Consider the following 19,212-nt stretch of genomic DNA (forward strand, 5'->3'; position numbering starts at 1 on the left):
ATTGAGTACTAACAACTCACGGACTAAACGGGGCCGCCCGGCGGTCCGTGGGTACGTAATATGCTGGAAGAAATACAAAAAGCCGCTGATTTTATCCGGGCCTTCGAGACGCCCCTTCCCACCGTTGGGATCATTCTGGGAACCGGTTTGGGCGGTTTGGTCCGGGAATTGGGCATTGAAGTTTCCATTCCCTACGAAACCATTCCGCACTTTCCGCTGTCGACGGTTGAGTCGCACTCCGGCAAGTTGATTCTGGGCACGTTGGCGAGTCAGCCGGTCATCGTCATGCAGGGGCGTTTTCATTTTTACGAAGGCTATTCGATGCAGCAGGTCACGTTTCCGGTGCGGGTCATGAAGCAACTGGGCGTCAAAACCCTGCTGATTTCCAACGCTTGCGGAGGGCTAAACCCCGATTTTCAGGTCAGCGATCTGATGATTATCGAAGACCACATCAGTTTGTTGCTGCCGCAGAATCCTTTCACGGGTCGTCATCATCCCGAGTTTGGCGACCGCTTCCCCGACATGAGTGAACCGTATGACCAGGAATTGATTCGAAAAGCGGAGGTCATTGCCCAAAAGCTGGGGTTTCCGGTCCGGAAGGGCGTGTACGTCGGGGTAACCGGGCCACAACTGGAAACCCGAGCCGAATACCGGATGCTGCGGCAATGGGGCGCGGATGTGGTCGGCATGTCGACGGTACCGGAGGTGATGGTGGCGCACCAGATGGGCTTGAACGTATTTGCCTGTTCGGTTGTGACGGACCTTTGCATCCCCGAAACGCTCGAAAAAGCCAGCCTGCCGAAGATTCTGGCCGCTGCCGCCGTAGCCGAACCTCGCCTGACCGCATTGATGAAGGAACTGGTTGGGCAGCTTTAAATCCTTACTTTCACGGCCTTAGGTTTATAACAAAATCGTCTGGTTTTTGCCATTCATAAACCGGGCGGATTTTACGGCTCCGGTCCCGTGGAAGGTGTACCGAACCCCGACTATTTTTCCCGGATCCCCCTCGAATCGGCCCTGATACGCCTGGTTTCCGTTGACAAAAACCGTAACGGATTTATTGACCACCTCGCATCGAACCGTCGCCCAGTCGGAGAAATCGACGCCAAAACCAGATAGGTCGTTGGTTTTACCCGATACGGAATTGCCCGCGAAAGAAAGATTCAACTCGCCCACGCACCCTTTGACCGACAGTTGAATGAAGTGCATGCCATCCGAGCACAGGAGCATAATACCGGTTTTCTGGCACACGGCATCAAAGCGATTAAACGTATTTTTCAGAACCGTTTCAAACACAAAATCACTGCCTGAAATTTCTCCAAACGGTTTGACGCAATGCAGGCTGGTGAAGGGCACGTTTTTCTGAAAATCAACACCCTGTTCGGTTAAATCCGCTTCAGTGAGCGCAATGGCACCGTTCCGGCGAAGGCGTCGGTCCGGGAAATACACCGGAATGGAATCGTAATTGATGGTCCCCAACCAGCCGTCTGTGGTGATGTATAGATCGTGTTCGCGCACAATGGAGTCATTCAAAATCAGTTTGGCGCGAAAGTAACCGGGGTAAAAATAGGTACTTGCATATTGTCGGCCCGCTTTATCGACCCGATGACGCAATTTAGGGTTCCAGCTTTGCTGAATAAACACACTGTCGGCATTCGAATCGCTTGCGTCGTATTCAAACAACACCGTGTTGGGCAATCCTTTGGCCAGCGGGCGACTGGAGAACGTTACGGCTCCGTAGTGTAGCGGCTTGACCCGGTTTTGAAAGGCCCAGATACCCACGAGTGCCAGGACCAGCAGCACACCTGCCACCCAGGGCCAGCGGTTGCCGACCGACCGGCTTGGCGGAACCGGCAATGGGGGTTCAGGAGTCAAAACGGCGGGTTCCGTGCCAGAAGGAGCCTGCCGGAATGTCCGCCAGTTTTCAAAACCCAGAAACTGAGCGAGGGTGTTGAGCGTCGTGGTTGTCGGCGCACTGTCGTAGCGCACCTTTCCCCAGATACGTTTAAGCGTGCTGACACTGAGCGATACGCCGGTTTCGGCCAAAATTCGCTCACTCAGGGCATCATAGTCCTGATTTTGCCAGTGCAGGCTGTCGCCCCAGCCCAGTTTTTCTTCAATCAGCGACCGGCAACGGGGCAGCGCTTCCTCCTCTGTGATCATTGAAAATCAGCGTGAATCCAACTTGAACCATCTTGAACAGGTGCACTTTTGGGTCTTTTGCCCTCTTTCCCCATCTTTGCCCCGATTCTTCAATTCCTTCAACCAAAGTTACGTAAACCATCATGAAAAAATTGCTCGTTCTCACAACATTGCTGATGATTGTCCAACTCGCTTTTGCACAGGATGACAAATCCAAACGCCCGAGTCCACCCGCCCAGGCCAAACAAACCGTTGGCGGTAAAACCATCACGATTGATTACAGCCAGCCATCGGTGAAAGGCCGCAACGTCTGGGACCCGGCCGGAAAGGTGGCCCCTGCTGGGCAGGTCTGGCGTACCGGAGCCAACGAAACAACGTCCATTGAGTTTTCCGACGATGTTAAGCTGGAAGGAAAAACCGTTCCGAAAGGAAAGTACGCCCTGTTTACCATTCCCGGCGAGAAAGAATGGACGATTATTCTGAACAAAACCATCAAGTGGGGCGCTTTTAGTTACAAACAGGACGAGGATGTGCTGCGGGTAACGGTTCCGGCGAAAAAAGCCAAAGCGTTCCAGGAGAAGTTTACGATTGACATCACTTCCAAAGGGGTGGTGTCGCTGGTTTGGGCGGATACTAAAGTGGATTTCAAAGTCAGCTAACATGAGCTATCGTGTGTATGCGCTGAGTCTGCTGGCCTTTCTGTTTTCCTGGCGGATCGTCGTGGCACAGCCGGGCAACCCGATCAAACCGGATTTGGCGGCCCTCGTCCGGTCGGCTGGTCCGAACGTTCCGAACCGGACGCTCCAGCCGGTTTCCGAAAAAAACGGAATTCACTTCGATCAGAAACCCAACGGGGGCGTGGTTTGGCTCGACGGGGTATCGTTCGGAAATGGCACGATTGAATTTGACCTGCGCGGAAAAGATGTGCTTCAGCAGTGTTTTATCGGCATGGCCTTTCACGGCGTCGATGACACGACTTACGATGCGGTGTATTTCCGGCCGTTCAACTTCAAAAATGCCGACCCGGTTCGGCGGAGCCACGCCGTGCAGTACATTTCGCATCCGGTGCATACCTGGGAAAAGCTCCGGAAGGAACAACCCGACCGGTTTGAACAGCCGATCAACCCGGCCCCCGATCCCAAGGCCTGGTTTCATGTGCGGGTGGTGGTGCAGCGTCCGACGGTTCAGGTATTTGTCGATGGACAGCAAACCCCCAGCCTCGTCGTTTCCAAACTCAATGAGCGGACCTCGGGCAAGCTCGGTTTATGGGTCGGCCCGGGGCTGGGCGGTGACTTCGCAAACCTGGAGATTAAAAAGGACTAGATTGGGTTGTTACACAGGGTTAATCAGAGATGATCAGAGGTTATCAGGGAAAACCTCGATCAACTCTGATTAACCCTGTGTAACAATTCGTATCTTAGCCCGTATGACGACTGAGGATACGCTTTCTTCCGGTTCTTTCAACTTGATTCTCTGGGCCGCCCGCCAGCGCGGGGCCGATCCGGAGTCCCTCCGCCGGTCGGTTGGCGTCGATTCGACGGTGTTGCAGCATCCCGATGGCCGTGTTCCTATTCGGGCGGTTCAGCAGCTCTGGCAGGAAGCCATTCGGGCAACCGGCCAGCCTGACCTACCACTGCAACTCGGCGAATTAATCAATCCGCTGGCGCTGGGCGTGCTGGCTTATGTGTTGATGAATTGCCCGACGCTGGAGAAAGCCCTGGAAAAACTGTTTCATTACCAGGATATTGCCTGTGAAGGCGTGCGCACGATTGGTCAGCGGGAAGGCAACCATTATTACTTAACGTTAACCCTCACAAGCCCGGCCATACAGTACCCGGATTACACCCTGACCTCCGAGCTTTCGGTGTATCTGTCGGCTTTCCGGGCCCTTACAGGCCAGCCAGTGGTAGCGGAAGAGATCCGGTTTTCGTTTCCGGAACCAGGCAACCTTCCGGCCTATGCGCGGGTTTTCGGCCCGGCGCGGTTAACCTTTGGAGTAAAAAAAACCGTGTTAGTGCTCAATGCCGACTGGCTTACTACGCCCATTCTGAATGCCAATCCGGCTCTTTTCGCCCTTTTTGAGCAACATGCCGATGAGTTGCTTGGTAAACTTCGGCCCGGAAATCCGGACCCCCCCATCCTAGCCGACCGAGTGAAGCAGGAAATTGTGACCTTGTTAAAAGGTGAAGAACCGACGCTGGCCTTGGTGGCCGACCACCTGGCGATGGGCGTTCGGACGCTTCAGCTTCATTTGAAGGATGAAGGCTATACCTATCAGCAGTTGCTGGATGAAGTCCGGCACGATTTGGCGGTACGACACCTGCGCGAACCGCATTTCAGCACCACGGACATTGCCTACCTGCTCGGTTTTTCGGAACCCAGTGTATTCTACCGCACCTTCAAGAAATGGACAGGCTCGACGCCGGGCGCGTTTCGGACTTCGGTGCTTCGGAATTCGGCTTAGCGGCCTTTTTACCGATGCGACCCAGGTGGGTGTTCGTAAAATCGTCGGGATATTTCAGGCCGTAGCCCATCATGCGGTCCATTGCGGCATGCCCAAACAGGATCACACCAGTCAGCATTAAAACCGGGTTGTTCAGCCACAGGCCCGCGATGCCGAATGCGATAGCCACTGCTTTGTGGTGAGCAACATTGTACGTCCAGGCTCCGACGCGCGGATTGATCAAATAGCCGAGCATACTCACATCCGGCACCAGAATCAGTGCCGGAAACCACCACCAGGTAAACGGCAATTGGTTAAAGAGCACAATCGACAAGATAAATTGGGCGGCTTCTTCGAGTTTCAAAACGGTTTTCATGGCAGTTCTTTGTGTTTGTACAGTACAAAGGTCCGCCAAAACGGTCGGTTTGAGGATGACCGAAGATGAAAATCTGGGTGACGAAAAACGAAAAAAGACCGGTGATTGAAATGATGCAGGATGATACTGGATGCTCCACAACTTCGTTATTCGGTGTTTAACATTCGATATTCGTTATTTATTAACCGCTTCCGTTATTAGGAGGGGTACTCGATGTTGGCGCCGGTTTCGAGGTGGCCTTTGGGTTCGCGCAGCCGTTTCCAGCCTTCTTTGAGAAATCCGATGCCGTAGCCCAGCAACTGAACAAATGCCGCTTCTATGCTCAGAAAAGCCACCTTCAGGCTTTTTTCTTTTCGAAATGCATCGCCGAAAACCAGTACTGAAAACAGCAGCAAGGCCGAAACCGCTATTCCAAACAAAACCGGATGAATGAACCACCAAACCGGTACCGAGAAAACAAACAGGGTAAACAGCGCCGGAAACGTGTGGACCAACCGGAGTTCGGAGGGGTAAAACCGGGCAATGTTGATGCGCGCCCGGCCAAAAAACCGGGTCTGCCGGTAAAATTGCCCCAGGTTCGTCCGTCGTTTGTGGTAAATAAAGGCTTCCGGGATCAGGCCGGTTTTGAACCGGTTTTCAATGATGCGAATGGCAAACTCGATGTCTTCCCCCATGCGGCTGATTTTATACCCACCAATCGTTTCGTACACCTTCCGGGAAAAACCCATGTTGAAACTACGCGGATGGTATTGGCCACCCAGGTTTTTCTTGCTCCCCCGAATCCCCCCGGTCGTAAAGGGCGAAGTCATCGAATAGCTGATGGCTTTCTGGATGGGCGTAAAACTTGGGTGAGCGGCATCGGGGCCACCGTACGCATCGAGCCAGTCGGTGGTCAACCGTTGCTCGACCGATTCAAAATAGTGCGGAGGTACCAAGGCATCGGAGTCGAAAATTACAAAGTAATCGCCCGTAGCCCGCTCAAAACCGTAATTACGCGCAAAACCCTGACCTCCGTTGGGTTTGAAATAGTACTGAATCGTCAGCCGGTTTTTGAATTGTTCGACCACCTGATCCGAGCGGCTGACGGAACCGTCTTCCACGACCACGATTTCGTCGGGAATCCGGGTTTGTCGGCACAGGCTGTCGAGCAATTCGCGCAGTTCGTCCGGGCGATTGTAAACGGGAATGATGACGGAAAAACGCAGGGCCATGAGTAGTAGTCTATTCCGAAGTTGGTTTATCGTTCTCCAACCTATCTGTCAGCCAGCGCTTTAACTCATCCACAGAATATAACAACGCATCCGGTTCCAGGGATCGCAAGACGTCCGGTTCGGCGGTGGGTGCCCAGGCGGCTGCCAAAATCGGAACCCCGGCCGCCCGACAGGCTGCAATATCACTCGGCGCATCGCCCACGTATACTGCTTCATGCGGTTGCAATGTCCACTCGGCCAGAATCCGCTGAATATTTTTCGCCTTATGTCCTTTCGTCAGATCACCATATCCGATCTGCTCGAAATAGTCCTTAATCTGGTAGAATTCCAGCGAAATCAGCGCACTTTTGAGCGCCTTTCCGGTCACCAGCGCCAACCGGATGCGGTTTTCACGCAACAACGTCAGAATCTCTGCCACGCCCTCAAACAGCGTCGGGAACTCCGGATGAAACATTGTATAATAGTCGTGATACGCGCTAAGTCCTTCAGTAAACTGGTCCGGAATCAGGGATTGGATCGTTCCTTCTTCCGACGGTCCGAAGGTGGCAATAATCTCGGCATCGCTTACGGTCCGTTTTAGGTGCGGCTCAATCGCCATCCGGAACGCCTTGATACACAGCGGTAAGGTATCCGCCAGGGTACCGTCGAAGTCAAAAATGACAGCTTTCAGCATTTTCTTGCGCATTACGGCTATGCAATCACTTCCTTCAACGCTTCTTCATTCGCCCAGATTACCTGATCGACCAGTTCATCCGTCAGCGCCACCGACAAAAACAGACTTTCGAACTGCGAGGGAGCCAGGTACACGCCCCGCTTCAGCATACCGTGAAAATACCGCCCAAACAACGGTAGATCGCAGCTTTTCGCATCCGTAAAGTTCGACACCGCGCGCTCGGTCATGAACATCGTGTACATCGAACCGAGGTGATTGATCGTAAAGTTCAGACCCAGTTTGTTCAGGGTATTCCGGAAACCGCCGACCAGTTTGTCACCGATGGCTTCCAGTTGAGTATATACCTCCGGATGCCCGTTCAGGTACCGCAGCATCGCCAGTCCAGCCGACATCGCAATCGGGTTTCCGGATAAGGTTCCGGCCTGATACACCGGTCCGGCGGGTGACACCACGTCCATGATCTCCCGGCGACCGCCGTATGCTCCTACGGGCATTCCCCCGCCGATGATCTTGCCCATTGTCGTCAGGTCCGGACGAATGCCGAATCGTTCCTGCGCTCCGCCTTTCGCCAATCGGAAACCGGTCATCACCTCGTCAAAAATCAGCAGAATCCCGTGCTTGTCGCACAAGTCCCGCAGTCCTTCCAGAAAACCGGGAGCGGGCAGTACACAGCCCATGTTCCCCACCACCGGTTCCAGAATAACGGCGGCAATCTGGTTGGCGTTAGCATCGATCAGCTTTTCGACCGCGAATAAATCATTATACGGAGCCGTCAGGGTATCCAATGCCGTCGCTTTGGTAACACCTGGGCTGTCGGGCGTTCCCATTGTGATGGCTCCACTCCCGGCCGCGATCAGAAATGAGTCGCCGTGGCCGTGGTAGCAACCTTCAAATTTGATCAGTTTATCGCGCCCCGTGAAGCCCCGGGCCACCCGAATAGCCGCCATCGTGGCTTCGGTACCTGAGTTGACCATCCGCACTTTTTCGACCGAGGGCACCATTTCTACGATCAGTTCGGCCATTTCGACTTCCTTGCGGGTTGGCGCGCCGAACGAAAACGAATGCTGAATGGCTTCCCGCACCGCTTCTTCGACCGGTTCGAAGGCATGGCCGAGAATCATCGGGCCCCAGGAGTTGATCAGCTCGATGTACCGGTTGCCGTCTTCATCGAAAATATACGGTCCTTTGGCGGATTTGATAAATAACGGATTGCCTCCTACGGCCCGAAAAGCGCGTACCGGCGAATTGACTCCACCGGGAATTAAAGTCTTGGCTTTCTCAAAAAGATGTTCGCTCGTGGTCATGTTTCAATGAGTGAATGAGTGAATGAGTGAATGAGTGAATAACATGCGGAGCTATTCACTCAACCACTCATTCACTCATTCACAATTTAACGTGTACAAACCGGGTTCCGTCGTATTTGACAATCGGAACCACCTGATTTTCGTTGCTGCTGGTGTAATCGAAACCGGAAAGCAGGTATCCTTCTTCCGGGACTGTTCGAAACTGTGAGCGGTTGGTGAGCTGGCCCTGACTGCGGGCCAGCGCCCGGCCGAAAAACAAGAGCATGTCGTAGCCCTGATACGCATAGGTCGACGGGATCAGGTTGCGCTGCTCAATGTATTGCTCCTCAAATTCATCGGTTACGGGTCGCTGGGGATCGACAAACTCGGGGTACACCAGGTACAGATCGCTTTTAGAGAACACCGAAATCGGATCTTTCACAAAATCGAATGCCGACGAGGTAGCCACCAGCGGAACGCTGACTTTCCGCTGCTCCAGGAGCCGAACCAGCCGCGACCCGGTTTTTTCATCGCTGCTGGAAAGAAACACATGCCCCGGCGTGTTGGCTTCCGAAAGCCGGATCGATTCCAGTCCGGGACTGATCTTTCGAAACTCCGTAATCGTAAATCCTGCCCGTTTCAGTTCATTCTGGTACAAAGCCGCCAGCGTCGAGTCTTTTCGAGAGTTACCGAAAAAAATAGCGGCTTTCCGTGCCGTAGATAGTGTCCGGGCAAAGTAAGCAGTTTTGACGGCCTGCTGATTTAGCGACGGAGCCGCCAGAAATGCCAGGGGCTGATTGGCAACCAGTTCACTGCTGGTTGAAATTGGGTTGACCAGTAGGATGTTATGCTGATTGGCAAATTCGGTAGCCAGTCGATTGGGTTCGGCGTAGAGCGGGCCAATCAGCAAATCATTCTGGATGAAACCGGGGTTATTGACGAGGGCCGTCATCTTCGAGATATCGTTATCCACGTCATAGGCAAACAAATTGACCGTGATTCCCTCTGACTGTAGTTTGGCTTTCGCCAGTTTCATGCCGTTGTACAGATCCAGCGCATACTGATTGGAGCGGACGGTTTCATCAGGATTGATTTCGTGGATCCGAAACGGAAACAAAACCGCCACATTATAATAACCTTTGTTCCGCTTTTTCTCCGGCTTGCTTTCTACACTCGTTGGCGAAGCTGTTCCGGCAGAAACCGGCCGGGCGGTGGTCGGAACGCCAAACCGGTTGGTCAGCCGGTCCGACAACTCCAGATCGGCCGTTGCCGTCGAGGTTCGCTGAATCAGATCGATGAGTGCCAGCGCCAGATTCCGGTTGTTGGGATACTCCTTTTGCATTAGTTTTAACCGGTTCAATTCGTTGATTCGGCTAAAATGATACGTTTCCAGGGTGTGGATGTCCGTTTTAAGAGCCGGATCGCCAATGCGGCCCAAGCTTTCAATGCCGTCTTCATATTGCCCATCTTCCAGGTAGGCCGCGCCCATCAGGTAATATACGTCGTCCATTTTTTTCCAGTCCGGAAACCGGTCCATCAACTGTTTCAGCATCAGCCGAACATCCGAATACCGCTTCAGGTTGAAATCGGCCAGTGCGTGGTAATAATGGGCAAACGGGGCTACACTCCCGCTCCGTAGCTGGGTCAGGGGGCTTAGTTGAGCTTTCGCTTTTATGTATTCTTTTTGCTGAATAAAACGTACCGCATCCCGTAACCGCCGGTCAGGCGGATCGCCTTGTGCCCGGGCCGTACCAACGGTAGTGGCCCAGAGCATGATAAGGCTTAGAAGCCGTAAACAAGAAGAAACTCGTGATATTTGATTCATTGGGTCGTAGACAAAGCTGGCACAAAACTAACAAAACCAACGCAGACGCGTTGGTTTTGTTCCTAATTCCATCAAGCCGCTCCCTATCTTTTGACCCAGAAATTCAGGTAAGTCGGGCAGGAAGACAATTTGCTCATTTTTTAGTCCGTTTTTTCGCTTCTTCAGCCTGCTTTTTCGCTTCTTCGGCCTGCTGCATCGAACGTTGGAGAATTTCCTGAAACTTAGATTTCTTCCCTTCGCCCTTGGCAAACTTCTTCCGGTTTTCTTCCAGCACGGCCTTAATCTTATCCTCATCGACAAACTTCCGGATCAGCAACTGCTGCGCGATGGTTACGACGTTCGACACGAAGTAGTAAAATGTCAGACCGGCCGGGAACGAGTTCAGCACGAACATGAACATCAGCGGGAACACGTATCCCATCGCCTTCATGTTGATCGGGCTGTTGGGCTGCGCGGGCGTCATTTGGTTGTTGTAATACGCATACGCCAGGCTCGACGCCGTCATGAAGATCGTAAACAGACTGAGGTGTGACCCCAGAAACGGAATCTCAAAGGGGAACCGGATGAACGAATCGTACGTCGATAAGTCGCTTGACCACAGGAAGTCTTTCTGCCGGAGTTCGATCAGGTTCGGAAACAGGAAGAACAGCGACATCAGGATTGGCATGGTGGCCAGCACCGGGATACAACCACTCAGCGGACTGACGCCTACCTGCTGGTACAGTTTCATGGTTTCCTGCTGTTGCTTGGCCATATCATCGCCCACTTTTTCCCGAATTGCATTGACTTCTGGTCCCAGCACCCGCATTTTGGCCATACTGACGTACGAACGATACGTCAGTGGTGTCAACAGCAATTTCACGAAAACCACCAGCGCGATGATCAGTAAGCCGTAGTTTGAGATAAATTTCTCTAATAGGTTGAAAACCGGCACGAAGAAGTACTTGTTGATCGGTTTCAGGAAGGCGTATCCCAGGTACACGTTGCGGTCGAATTCGGGGGCCACTTCGTCGAGCAACTGGTAGTCGTTCGGGCCGAAGAAAAACCGGTAATTGCCTTTTCCCCGCTTCACGTCATCCATCGGAATCAGCACGTCGGCAATGGCGGTTTTTACCGTTTGAGTATCCTCCGGGTTGACCACCGTTTTGAAAACCGCTTTTTTCAGCGGGCTGTTTTCGGCGATAAAACCGGCCAGAAAGTATTTGTGCTTGATCGTAAACCACTTCACGGGCTCTTCCAACGTCGCTTCCTGGTCGCTGGCCCCTTCGGCCAGGCCGTCAAAATTTTCGTCGGCCGAGAGGTAGTTGATGGTGGCCGACTTGCGGTTTTCGGCCATGTCGTTCTCAAACTGCCGCATCTTGTCCTGCCACAGAAACCGGATGTCGTTGTTGGTCACGACATTATCCAGCCCGCTCAGTTTCAGGTCGTACTCCACCACAAAGCCTTTCGCCGGAATGGTGTACGTTTGTTCGACGGTTTGGGTTGGCGACAGGGCCAGCTTGAACGTTACTGTCTGGGCATTACCCTGAACGGTCGATTGCGCCGGAGTAGCGGTTTCGAAATACAGTTTTTCGACGTTGACCTTACCCTGATTCGTGGGAAGTTCGAGGGCCATTTCGCTGCTCTGTTCGTTGATCAGCACCAGCGGTTTTTGGTCATACGTCTTATAATTCTTTAGCAAAACTTCTTTTACGCGACCGCCCTGTGTGCTGAACGTCACCCGGATGTCGGGATTTTCGACCACAATATCACGGCTTTGACCGGCTGCAGCTGCGGCAAAATCACCATACAACCGGCGGGAAGCGACCGAATCGAGAGGTTGAGCAGTGGCTGCTTTTTGAGCCGCATTCGGGGCAGAAGCTGTCGTAGCGGCTTTTTCCTGCTCGGGTTTTTGTTCGGGGGCGGGTTTGGGAACCAGCAACTGGTATGCCAGCAACATCCCCAGAATCAAGACAATACCAGTAATGTAATTACGATCCATTTTTTTGGTTTAAGGTCTAAGGTTTAAAGTCTAACGTGGCCCGGGAGCACTTTATACGTTAAACCTCAAACCTTAAACGAAACAATTTAGTCCGCAAAAGTACGGAGAAGCCGGTGGTTAACCAACATGCGCCGTGGTATCCACCATGCGTTTTTCCTGCGAATGTGCCTGCGAGGCCCGCACGAACTGCACAAACAGGGGGTGCGGGTCCATCACGGTGCTGCGCAGTTCGGGGTGGAATTGCACGCCCACAAACCAGGGATGGTTTTTCAGCTCCACAATCTCCACCAGCCCGGTTTCGGGATTAATTCCCGTGGCCATCAACCCGGCTTTTTCAAACTGGCCGATAAACTCGTTGTTAAATTCATACCGGTGCCGGTGCCGCTCGCTGATCTGCGCTTTCCCGTAAATCTGAAATGCCAGCGAATCCTTTTTGATTTTGCAGGGATACGCACCCAGCCGCATCGTGCCGCCCTTGTTGGTCACCTTTTTCTGGCTTTCCATCATGTCGATAACCCGGTGCGACGCATTTGGGTTCATTTCGGCCGAATGCGCTTCCGGCCAGCCGATTACGTTCCGGGCAAACTCGATACAGGCGCACTGCATGCCGAGGCAAATCCCGAAGAAAGGCACCCCATTTTCGCGGGCATACCGGATGGCGTTGATCTTGCCTTCGATGCCACGCTCGCCAAAACCGGGTGCGACCAGAATACCGTCCAGGTCACGCAATCGTTCGGTCACCTGGTCGTAGTCGCCCAGCGTCTCGGACTGAATCCACTCGATGTTGACCTTGCACTCGTTCTTGGCTCCCGCGTGGATGAACGCTTCGGCGATGGATTTGTAGGCATCCCGCAATTCGACGTACTTCCCGATGAGCCCGATCGTAATGGCATCCGTCGGATTTTTCAGGTGGCTCAGGAATTCCTTCCAGCTATCGAGGTCGGCGTCCTGATCGTTGTACAGATCAAGCATGTAAAGTACCCGCTGATCGAGTTTTTCTTTCTTCATCAGCAGCGGCACGTCGTAAATCGTTTCGGCATCGATGGCTTCGATCACTGAATTGACCTGGACGTTACAGAAGAGCGCGATTTTCCGGCGGATGTCATTTGGCAGCGGGTGTTCGGTACGGGCCACGATGATATCGGGCTGTACACCGTTTTCCAGCAGCATCCGAACCGAGTGCTGCGTCGGTTTGGTTTTCAATTCGCCCGCCGAGGCCAGGTAGGGCACCAGCGTGAGGTGAATCACCAGCGTGTCGGTTTCACCCAGCTCGAATTTCAACTGCCGGACAGCCTCCACAAACGGCAGCGATTCGATATCGCCTACACAACCTCCAATTTCGGTGATGACAATGTCATACTCGCCGGTTTCGCCCAGCAACCGAATGTTGCGCTTGATTTCGTCGGTAATGTGTGGGACAACCTGCACGGTGCGTCCGAGGAAATCGCCTTTCCGCTCGCGGGTAATAACGTTGTTGTAAATCCGGCCGGTCGTCACATTGTTGGCCTGCGAGGTACGGATATTCAGAAAGCGTTCGTAATGGCCCAGATCGAGGTCGGTTTCTGCGCCGTCATCGGTGACGTAGCATTCGCCGTGCTCGTAGGGATTGAGCGTACCGGGGTCGATATTTATATAAGGATCAAACTTTTGAATCGTGACCGACAGGCCGCGAGACTGAAGCAATTTTGCCAGCGAAGAGGCAATGATGCCCTTGCCCAAAGAAGAAGTTACACCGCCCGTAACGAAAATGTACTTAGCGGTTTTCTGACCGGATGGAGCCATGTCTGAAAACGAATTGTGGTTGTTACGGGATATAAAGGTACGTAAACTTCTCCACAATCGGCGTATAGCGCCCTGTAAAAAGTTGCGATTCGACGGTAAATAATTGAGGGTCAGTAGGCGAGCAAATCAGGCCAACGCGGCCACTTTGTTGTATTTGTTGCGGTATTCGATGGGCGACAAACCGGTTATTTTTTTAAAGATGGTCCGGAACGCTTTCGTGTCGGAATAGCCCACCTCATACATGATTTCGTTGATGTTTTTCTGGGTGATCTCCAGGTTTTTCTTGGCCGCTTCGATTTTCACCCGCTGGATGTATTCGGCCACGGTGTTAGCAGTGGCTTTCTTGAACCGACGCTCCAGGTTCCGCCGGCCCAGGGCGTGCATATCGGCCAATTGGTCGATGGTGATTTTATCCTGAAAATTCCGTTCGATAAACTCCTGTGCCCTCCGGACCGGCTCGTCTTCGTGTTCTTTCTGCCCCTGAAAGATCGTGAACGGTGACTGTGTGTCGCGGTCAATTTCAATCGCAAACACCTTCGCCGACAGCACGGCCAGGTCGCGACCGGCGTACTTTTCGATCAAATACAAAATCAGGTTAAGGTATGAGAACGCCCCTCCACTCGAATAAAGACCGTGTTCGTCGGTGATGATTCGCTCGGTCACCAGGTTCACTTCCGGAAACCACTGCCGGAAATCATTGGCAGCCATCCAATGTGTGGCACAGTTCCGCCCCTTCAGCAAACCGGTCGACGCCAGCAGAAAGGCTCCCAAACACAGGCTGGCAACCTCCGCTCCGTTTTTGTAATGATCGGTAATCCAGGGAATAAAATCCCGGTTATTTTCCACGGCCTGCCGCAGATCACCATCCAGCGCCGGAATGATGATCAGATCGGTCTTCTTCACATCGTGGATCAACGTGTCGGTGTGGGCCGTGAAGGCTCCGCCACTGAGCGGTGTTTCTTTCAATAGGCCCACCAACTGGACCTGAAACATGGGAGGAGCGCCTTTTGCGGCCACAAACTGATTGACCTGCGTAAACAACTGGCGGGTTCCTTCCAGACTACCCAAAATAGCCCCTTTGGGGACTAAGATCGATATATGCTTCATGGTTTCAAAAGTAAATGAATGTTCTGTCGTAATCAACCCCGCTGAATGGCGCGTTTACCCCCCATTGATTTCGGGAAGTTGCTGTAGGTTTGTCTCATTATGGTTTTGTCGGCATGAAAAAGCTCGTTTTTGTCGTTCACAGCGCTGGTCCGCAAGGTGATCACCTGGGCAGTGGTGATCTGGTAGCCCATCTCCAACGGGCGCTGGGGAAAGCCTATCGGGTTGTCTGCCCTCGCATGATTGACCCGGACAATCCCCGGTATATTACCTGGAAAGATCAGATTGACCGTGAACTGACCGAATCTGAAGGGCGGATTGTGCTGGTGGGTCATTCGCTGGGCGGATCGGTACTGATTAAATACCTCGCCGAAACCTACGTTGAGAAACCCATTCTGGGCCTTTGCCTGGTGGCGGCTCCGTATTGGGGTCGGCAGGGTTGGGCAATTGCCGACTTTGCCCTGCCCGATGATCTCGGGCGACTTTCTCAAATACCACACATTGCCCTGTACCACAGCCGGGATGACGCGGTAGTCCCATTTTCGCACCTTACCTATTATGCTACTAATCTGCCCCATGCTACGGTTCGCGAACTGGATGAATATGGGCATCTTTTTGTTGAGGGCTGTAAGGAACTGTTAAGTGATATAAGGCAAATATATAGAAAAAATAAACAACACACTCTTGTATCATACTAACAATTTTTAAATATATTTGCAGCATTCCTATCCACCGGTTTTGTGAGCCTGAAACCGACAGTTTAATGGATTTCGTATGGCTGTGCTATTCCGGTTTGTGTCTTAGAATTTCATTCATTTAATCCAACCATAGATACAATGACCGCTTGCAACATTTATCTGAATTTTAACGGACAGACTGAAGAAGCGTTCCGGTTTTATCAATCCGTTTTTGGTGGAGAATTTGCCGCCCTGCAACGTTTTAGGGAAATGCCGGACAGTGAAAAACTGCCGCCCGAAACCGCCGAGCGTATTCTGCACATTGCGCTTCCACTCGGAAAGAATGCGGTTTTGATGGGTTCCGACACGATGGAATCTATGGGGCCACCGTTGGTCGTCGGCACGAACTTCTCAATTTCGATCAGCACCGAAAGCCAGGAAGAAGCTGATATGTTCTTTAAGGGACTTTCATCCGGGGGTATCATTACCATGCCGATGGAGAAGGTGTTCTGGGGAGCCTATTTTGGAATGCTTACCGATCAGTTCGGGATTCAGTGGATGATCAGTTTTGACGAAAATTACGTTTAAGACTTTACCTATTTCTTTACGAAAGCTCCATAACAGCTACTGGAACAGCCCGCAAACTCCTGTATATTTTGGCTTCCATGCCCTGATTACCTGTCTGTTTTCCGGTAACCAAAAAGGTACTAACCAGAATGACGTTCGTCCTTAAGTGCAGCTTTATTTAGCTGTACTTAAGGACCGATATCAAGTATGATGAATGCTTATGAGAAAGGTAAAACTACAAATGCAGGTATCCCTGGATGGGTTTGTGGCCGGACTCAACGGAGAACAGGACTGGATGTGCTGGGATTGGGATGATACTCTGAATCAGTACGTCGATGGGCTTCTGAATTCCGCCGACGCCCTGCTGATTGGCCGGAAAACCTACGAAGGAATGGCCTCTTACTGGCCGGCCGCAGCCGCAAACCCCGAAGCCTCCGCCGAAAAAGTTGCGTTTGCCAGCCGGATGAACACTATCGAAAAGGTGATTTTTTCCAACACACTGACAACAGCCGACTGGACTAACGCTCGCGTGGCCCAAAACAACCTGATCGATGAAGTGGCAGCCCTAAAACAGCAAGTGGGCGAAGACCTGATTATCTACGGTGGTGCCGGAATTGTTTCGGCCTTTATTCAGCATAACCTGATTGACGAATACCATCTGTTTGTCAACCCGGTCGCGCTCGGAACCGGCCTGCCGATCTGGCCGACAGATAAAGCTCCGATTTTTCTGCGGCTAATCAAGACCACTGTAAGCTCATCAGGAATCGTCATTTTATGCTATGTACCCGCCTGACCGGGTCAAAATGCCAGGTAAAGTCAACCTTTTAGCCACGTCGTTGATATGGTAGAAGTATTCAAAACCAATGTCGAAGACCACCGACAGGCCGAGCGACTGATCGACCAGATTCATCAATCGTTTAGGGGTTACCGTGCGAATTTTGACCTGGAAGACTGCGACAACATTTTGCGCATCAAATCACCATCGGGTTGGGTCGAAGCGGATGGCGTAATTACCCTTTTGCTAAATTCCGGTTTTAGGGCTGAAGTGCTGCCCGATTGAATTAACTCAACCGGTCTTTGAAGCTTTCGTAGCCGTACGACCTGACCAGCCGAAACGTGTTATCTTCCTGCCAAATGCCAATAGAAGGCAGGTTTACACCGTTAAATGTGGTTGTTTTGACCATTGTGTAATGAATCATATCGTCGAACACCACCTTGTCGCCAACCTGCAAAGGTGCGTCAAAACTGTAGTCACCCATGAAATCACCCGCCAGACAGGTCATTCCGCCCAGGCGGTAGGTTGGCTTTCCGGCCACCGGTTCGTGGTACGCGTTCAGAATACGCGGTTTGTAGGGCATTTCGAGTGTATCGGGCATGTGGGCCGCAAAGGAAGTGTCGAGGATAGCGACGTGAATCCCCTGGCTGTCAACTACATCCAGGACTGTTGACAACAGTACCCCCGTTTGCCAGCCAATGGCCGAACCGGGTTCCAGAATCACCTGCACCTGGTATTTTTTCCGAAAAGCCGTCAGGAGGTCGACCAGATGGGTCGTATCATAGCCTTCCCGAGTCATCAGATGGCCCCCTCCCATGTTCACCCACTTAGCCTGGTGCAATAAATCGGCAAACCGACTTTCCAGGGCTTCGAGCGTACGTTCGAGTGTGTACGAATCGTTTTCGCAGAGCGTATGAAAATGAATGCCTTCAATTCCGTCCGGCAAACGATCACCGATCAGATCCTGTGTAACACCCAATCGCGAACCCGGTACGCAGGGATTGTACATATCCGTGGCAACTTCCGAATACTGCGGATTGACCCGAATGCCGCACGAAACGCCCGACGACTGTGCCCGATCCCCAAACCGCTCCCACTGGCTGAGCGAATTAAAGGTCAGATGGCTGCTGCGTTCCAGAATCTCCTCAAATTCGTCGTCGCGAATAGCCGGAATGTACGTATGCGCTTTTACGCCCATGTATTCATTCACCAGCTTGATCTCATTCAATGAACTGGCGGTTGCGCCCGATAGATATTGTTTCACTAGCGGAAACGCGCTGTACATCGAAAATCCTTTGAGGGCCAGAATGATCTGAACACCCGCCTGTTGTTGAACGGAATCAATCAACGTTAAATTGGCGCGAAGCTTTGCTTCTTCCAGGATGAAACAAGGCGATGGAATGGACGTGTAATCAATCATCGGAAAATGGATACCGTGGCTTTTCTGAGCCACAAAACTAGCAAATACCGTCTTTGGAACCATAAAATAACCCCGCCGGTTCCAAAACTGGCGGGGTCTTCACCTTGTCTCCGGGCAAAACCGGCCTTTACTCCAGCGTGAAGGTTATCGGCAGCGTAAAGCGCACGCGCACCGGGCGACCCGCCTGTTTGCCGGGTTGCCAGGAGGGCATTTTCTTCACAACCCGTATAGCTTCCTCGTCGCATCCAAATCCAATACCTTTTACCACCGACACATCGACAATGCTGCCATCGGTATTGACTACAAACTGGAGATAAACCTTTCCGGATATTCCGGCCCGCGCAGCCGAAGGCGGATACTTCAGGTTTTTTTGCAGGAATTCACCCAGATTCCGCATCCCACCGGGAAACTGCGGGTCCTGCTCCACTTTAATAAATACTTCATCTGGTTTACGCTCGACCTCAAGCGCCTTTTCCATTACCGGCGGACCGGCGGTTTCGGAAGGTGCTTCAATCACTTCCTCGGCATTCGGGTCACCTTCCTGGGTTTTGTCGCTGGATACTTTGTCTTCCAGGTCTTCAACCGTCGGAACGGTCACATCCTCCGGCGCTTCCGTGACAACTTCGGGCGGCAGATTCCGAATGGTGGGCACCTGTGGCAATTCGACCTTCGGGGGCGGCACCACCACGGGCGGTTCTTCCTGCGGCAATACTTTGATATTCTCCAGTTCCATTGCCTTCATAAACTGATCTGGTGCCTCCGCTGGTTTTAAGCGATTGTAGAGCATGGGCGTTGCCAGGGCCGCTCCGAAAAGGGCAATGCCTAACCACAGCGCCCGGTTGGCGCTGCGGTTGTAAAACCGGCGTAAATCGTAGGCTCCATACAATTTATTGCGGTTTTCGAACACAATGTCGTCCAGCGACGCGAATTGAAGTTGCTCAGGTGTCATAATG

Annotated in this window: 19 protein-coding genes; 8 read left to right on the forward strand and 11 right to left on the reverse strand. The window is 52.4% G+C overall.

The window, feature by feature from the left end; all coding sequences use genetic code 11:
• Positions 1 to 60: 60 nt before the first annotated feature.
• A complete protein-coding gene (locus ACO2Q8_RS27920; protein ID WP_423348194.1) occupies positions 61 to 876 on the forward strand; it encodes a purine-nucleoside phosphorylase in 816 nt (271 codons plus the stop codon).
• 24 nt (positions 877 to 900) lie between these two features.
• Here the strand turns inward: ACO2Q8_RS27920 and ACO2Q8_RS27925 are convergent, their stop codons facing one another.
• Positions 901 to 2,163 carry a hypothetical protein gene (locus ACO2Q8_RS27925; protein WP_423348195.1) on the reverse strand — a complete coding sequence of 421 codons (1,263 nt, stop codon included), beginning with the start codon at positions 2,161 to 2,163 and terminating at the stop codon, positions 901 to 903.
• Between the two features lie 122 nt (positions 2,164 to 2,285).
• On the opposite strand from ACO2Q8_RS27925, the gene ACO2Q8_RS27930 reads away from it, so the two are divergent.
• The 3 genes from ACO2Q8_RS27930 to ACO2Q8_RS27940 all read left to right on the forward strand — a co-directional run bounded on the left by ACO2Q8_RS27930 (position 2,286) and on the right by ACO2Q8_RS27940 (position 4,606).
• Entirely contained in the window at positions 2,286 to 2,801 is a 516-nt protein-coding gene (locus ACO2Q8_RS27930) for a DUF2911 domain-containing protein (RefSeq protein ID WP_423348196.1), read from the forward strand.
• A gap of 1 nt (position 2,802) precedes the next feature.
• Positions 2,803 to 3,465, forward strand: coding sequence for a family 16 glycoside hydrolase (locus ACO2Q8_RS27935; protein WP_423348197.1), 663 nt, complete (start codon positions 2,803 to 2,805; stop codon positions 3,463 to 3,465).
• Positions 3,466 to 3,568: 103 nt separating this feature from the next.
• Entirely contained in the window at positions 3,569 to 4,606 is a 1,038-nt protein-coding gene (locus ACO2Q8_RS27940; RefSeq protein ID WP_423348198.1) for an AraC family transcriptional regulator, read from the forward strand.
• Here the strand turns inward: ACO2Q8_RS27940 and ACO2Q8_RS27945 are convergent.
• The 8 genes from ACO2Q8_RS27945 to ACO2Q8_RS27980 all read right to left on the reverse strand — a co-directional run bounded on the left by ACO2Q8_RS27945 (position 4,542) and on the right by ACO2Q8_RS27980 (position 14,823).
• Positions 4,542 to 4,961, reverse strand: coding sequence for a DUF4260 domain-containing protein (locus tag ACO2Q8_RS27945; protein ID WP_423348199.1), 420 nt, complete (start codon positions 4,959 to 4,961; stop codon positions 4,542 to 4,544). The two genes, ACO2Q8_RS27940 and ACO2Q8_RS27945, sit on opposite strands and share 65 nt — an antisense overlap.
• 197 nt (positions 4,962 to 5,158) lie before the next feature.
• Positions 5,159 to 6,166 carry a glycosyltransferase gene (locus ACO2Q8_RS27950; RefSeq protein WP_423348256.1) on the reverse strand — a complete coding sequence of 336 codons (1,008 nt, stop codon included), beginning with the start codon at positions 6,164 to 6,166 and terminating at the stop codon, positions 5,159 to 5,161.
• Positions 6,167 to 6,182: 16 nt separating this feature from the next.
• Positions 6,183 to 6,857 carry an HAD family hydrolase gene (locus ACO2Q8_RS27955; protein ID WP_423348200.1) on the reverse strand — a complete coding sequence of 225 codons (675 nt, stop codon included), beginning with the start codon at positions 6,855 to 6,857 and terminating at the stop codon, positions 6,183 to 6,185.
• Between the two features lie 5 nt (positions 6,858 to 6,862).
• Positions 6,863 to 8,149 carry a glutamate-1-semialdehyde 2,1-aminomutase gene (gene hemL, locus ACO2Q8_RS27960; protein WP_423348201.1) on the reverse strand — a complete coding sequence of 429 codons (1,287 nt, stop codon included), beginning with the start codon at positions 8,147 to 8,149 and terminating at the stop codon, positions 6,863 to 6,865.
• 79 nt (positions 8,150 to 8,228) lie between these two features.
• A complete protein-coding gene (locus ACO2Q8_RS27965; RefSeq protein ID WP_423348202.1) occupies positions 8,229 to 9,902 on the reverse strand; it encodes an ABC transporter substrate-binding protein in 1,674 nt (557 codons plus the stop codon).
• Positions 9,903 to 10,086: 184 nt separating this feature from the next.
• Positions 10,087 to 11,934, reverse strand: a complete 1,848-nt coding sequence (gene yidC, locus ACO2Q8_RS27970) for a membrane protein insertase YidC (protein WP_423348203.1) — start codon at positions 11,932 to 11,934, stop codon at positions 10,087 to 10,089.
• Positions 11,935 to 12,051: 117 nt separating this feature from the next.
• Entirely contained in the window at positions 12,052 to 13,716 is a 1,665-nt protein-coding gene (locus ACO2Q8_RS27975; protein WP_423348204.1) for a CTP synthase, read from the reverse strand.
• Between the two features lie 126 nt (positions 13,717 to 13,842).
• Entirely contained in the window at positions 13,843 to 14,823 is a 981-nt protein-coding gene (locus ACO2Q8_RS27980) for a GlxA family transcriptional regulator (protein ID WP_423348205.1), read from the reverse strand.
• A gap of 113 nt (positions 14,824 to 14,936) precedes the next feature.
• Here ACO2Q8_RS27980 and ACO2Q8_RS27985 point away from each other — a divergent pair, with 113 nt between their 5' ends.
• The 4 genes from ACO2Q8_RS27985 to ACO2Q8_RS28000 all read left to right on the forward strand — a co-directional run bounded on the left by ACO2Q8_RS27985 (position 14,937) and on the right by ACO2Q8_RS28000 (position 17,124).
• Positions 14,937 to 15,518: an alpha/beta fold hydrolase gene (locus tag ACO2Q8_RS27985; protein ID WP_423348206.1), complete on the forward strand. Its 582-nt coding sequence runs from the start codon at positions 14,937 to 14,939 to the stop codon at positions 15,516 to 15,518.
• 138 nt (positions 15,519 to 15,656) lie between these two features.
• The gene (locus tag ACO2Q8_RS27990) at positions 15,657 to 16,085 is read left to right on the forward strand and encodes a VOC family protein (RefSeq protein WP_423348207.1); all 429 of its coding nucleotides are present in this window, start codon (positions 15,657 to 15,659) and stop codon (positions 16,083 to 16,085) included.
• A 199-nt stretch (positions 16,086 to 16,284) separates the two neighbouring features.
• Positions 16,285 to 16,857, forward strand: coding sequence for a dihydrofolate reductase family protein (locus ACO2Q8_RS27995; protein ID WP_423348208.1), 573 nt, complete (start codon positions 16,285 to 16,287; stop codon positions 16,855 to 16,857).
• Positions 16,858 to 16,905: 48 nt separating this feature from the next.
• On the forward strand, positions 16,906 to 17,124 hold the full coding sequence (locus ACO2Q8_RS28000) for a hypothetical protein (RefSeq protein WP_423348209.1): 219 nt from the start codon (positions 16,906 to 16,908) through the stop codon (positions 17,122 to 17,124).
• A 1-nt stretch (position 17,125) separates the two neighbouring features.
• On the opposite strand, the gene nspC is transcribed toward ACO2Q8_RS28000, so the two are convergent.
• The gene (gene nspC / locus ACO2Q8_RS28005) at positions 17,126 to 18,259 is read right to left on the reverse strand and encodes a carboxynorspermidine decarboxylase (protein WP_423348257.1); all 1,134 of its coding nucleotides are present in this window, start codon (positions 18,257 to 18,259) and stop codon (positions 17,126 to 17,128) included.
• Between the two features lie 127 nt (positions 18,260 to 18,386).
• Positions 18,387 to 19,208 carry an energy transducer TonB gene (locus ACO2Q8_RS28010; protein WP_423348210.1) on the reverse strand — a complete coding sequence of 274 codons (822 nt, stop codon included), beginning with the start codon at positions 19,206 to 19,208 and terminating at the stop codon, positions 18,387 to 18,389.
• Between the last annotated feature and the right edge of the window lie 4 nt (positions 19,209 to 19,212).

The organism is Larkinella sp. VNQ87, from assembly GCF_049445795.1.
In the GTDB taxonomy this organism is placed as follows: Bacteria; Bacteroidota; Bacteroidia; order Cytophagales; family Spirosomataceae; genus Larkinella.

What these genes read in the sequence shown, in the direction of transcription:
- ACO2Q8_RS27920 (WP_423348194.1), top strand. Translation starts at nt 61, where the DNA reads ATGCTGGAAGAAATACAAAAAGCCGCTGATTTTATCCGGGCCTTCGAG.
- ACO2Q8_RS27925 (WP_423348195.1), bottom strand. Translation starts at nt 2,163, where the DNA reads ATGATCACAGAGGAGGAAGCGCTGCCCCGTTGCCGGTCGCTGATTGAA.
- ACO2Q8_RS27945 (WP_423348199.1), bottom strand. Translation starts at nt 4,961, where the DNA reads ATGAAAACCGTTTTGAAACTCGAAGAAGCCGCCCAATTTATCTTGTCG.
- ACO2Q8_RS28010 (WP_423348210.1), bottom strand. Translation starts at nt 19,208, where the DNA reads ATGACACCTGAGCAACTTCAATTCGCGTCGCTGGACGACATTGTGTTC.
- ACO2Q8_RS27965 (WP_423348202.1), bottom strand. Translation starts at nt 9,902, where the DNA reads ATGCTCTGGGCCACTACCGTTGGTACGGCCCGGGCACAAGGCGATCCG.
- ACO2Q8_RS28000 (WP_423348209.1), top strand. Translation starts at nt 16,906, where the DNA reads ATGGTAGAAGTATTCAAAACCAATGTCGAAGACCACCGACAGGCCGAG.
- nspC (WP_423348257.1), bottom strand. Translation starts at nt 18,259, where the DNA reads ATGATTGATTACACGTCCATTCCATCGCCTTGTTTCATCCTGGAAGAA.
- ACO2Q8_RS27940 (WP_423348198.1), top strand. Translation starts at nt 3,569, where the DNA reads ATGACGACTGAGGATACGCTTTCTTCCGGTTCTTTCAACTTGATTCTC.
- yidC (WP_423348203.1), bottom strand. Translation starts at nt 11,934, where the DNA reads ATGGATCGTAATTACATTACTGGTATTGTCTTGATTCTGGGGATGTTG.
- ACO2Q8_RS27955 (WP_423348200.1), bottom strand. Translation starts at nt 6,857, where the DNA reads ATGCGCAAGAAAATGCTGAAAGCTGTCATTTTTGACTTCGACGGTACC.
- ACO2Q8_RS27990 (WP_423348207.1), top strand. Translation starts at nt 15,657, where the DNA reads ATGACCGCTTGCAACATTTATCTGAATTTTAACGGACAGACTGAAGAA.
- ACO2Q8_RS27995 (WP_423348208.1), top strand. Translation starts at nt 16,285, where the DNA reads ATGAGAAAGGTAAAACTACAAATGCAGGTATCCCTGGATGGGTTTGTG.
- ACO2Q8_RS27985 (WP_423348206.1), top strand. Translation starts at nt 14,937, where the DNA reads ATGAAAAAGCTCGTTTTTGTCGTTCACAGCGCTGGTCCGCAAGGTGAT.
- ACO2Q8_RS27935 (WP_423348197.1), top strand. Translation starts at nt 2,803, where the DNA reads ATGAGCTATCGTGTGTATGCGCTGAGTCTGCTGGCCTTTCTGTTTTCC.
- hemL (WP_423348201.1), bottom strand. Translation starts at nt 8,149, where the DNA reads ATGACCACGAGCGAACATCTTTTTGAGAAAGCCAAGACTTTAATTCCC.
- ACO2Q8_RS27980 (WP_423348205.1), bottom strand. Translation starts at nt 14,823, where the DNA reads ATGAAGCATATATCGATCTTAGTCCCCAAAGGGGCTATTTTGGGTAGT.
- ACO2Q8_RS27975 (WP_423348204.1), bottom strand. Translation starts at nt 13,716, where the DNA reads ATGGCTCCATCCGGTCAGAAAACCGCTAAGTACATTTTCGTTACGGGC.
- ACO2Q8_RS27930 (WP_423348196.1), top strand. Translation starts at nt 2,286, where the DNA reads ATGAAAAAATTGCTCGTTCTCACAACATTGCTGATGATTGTCCAACTC.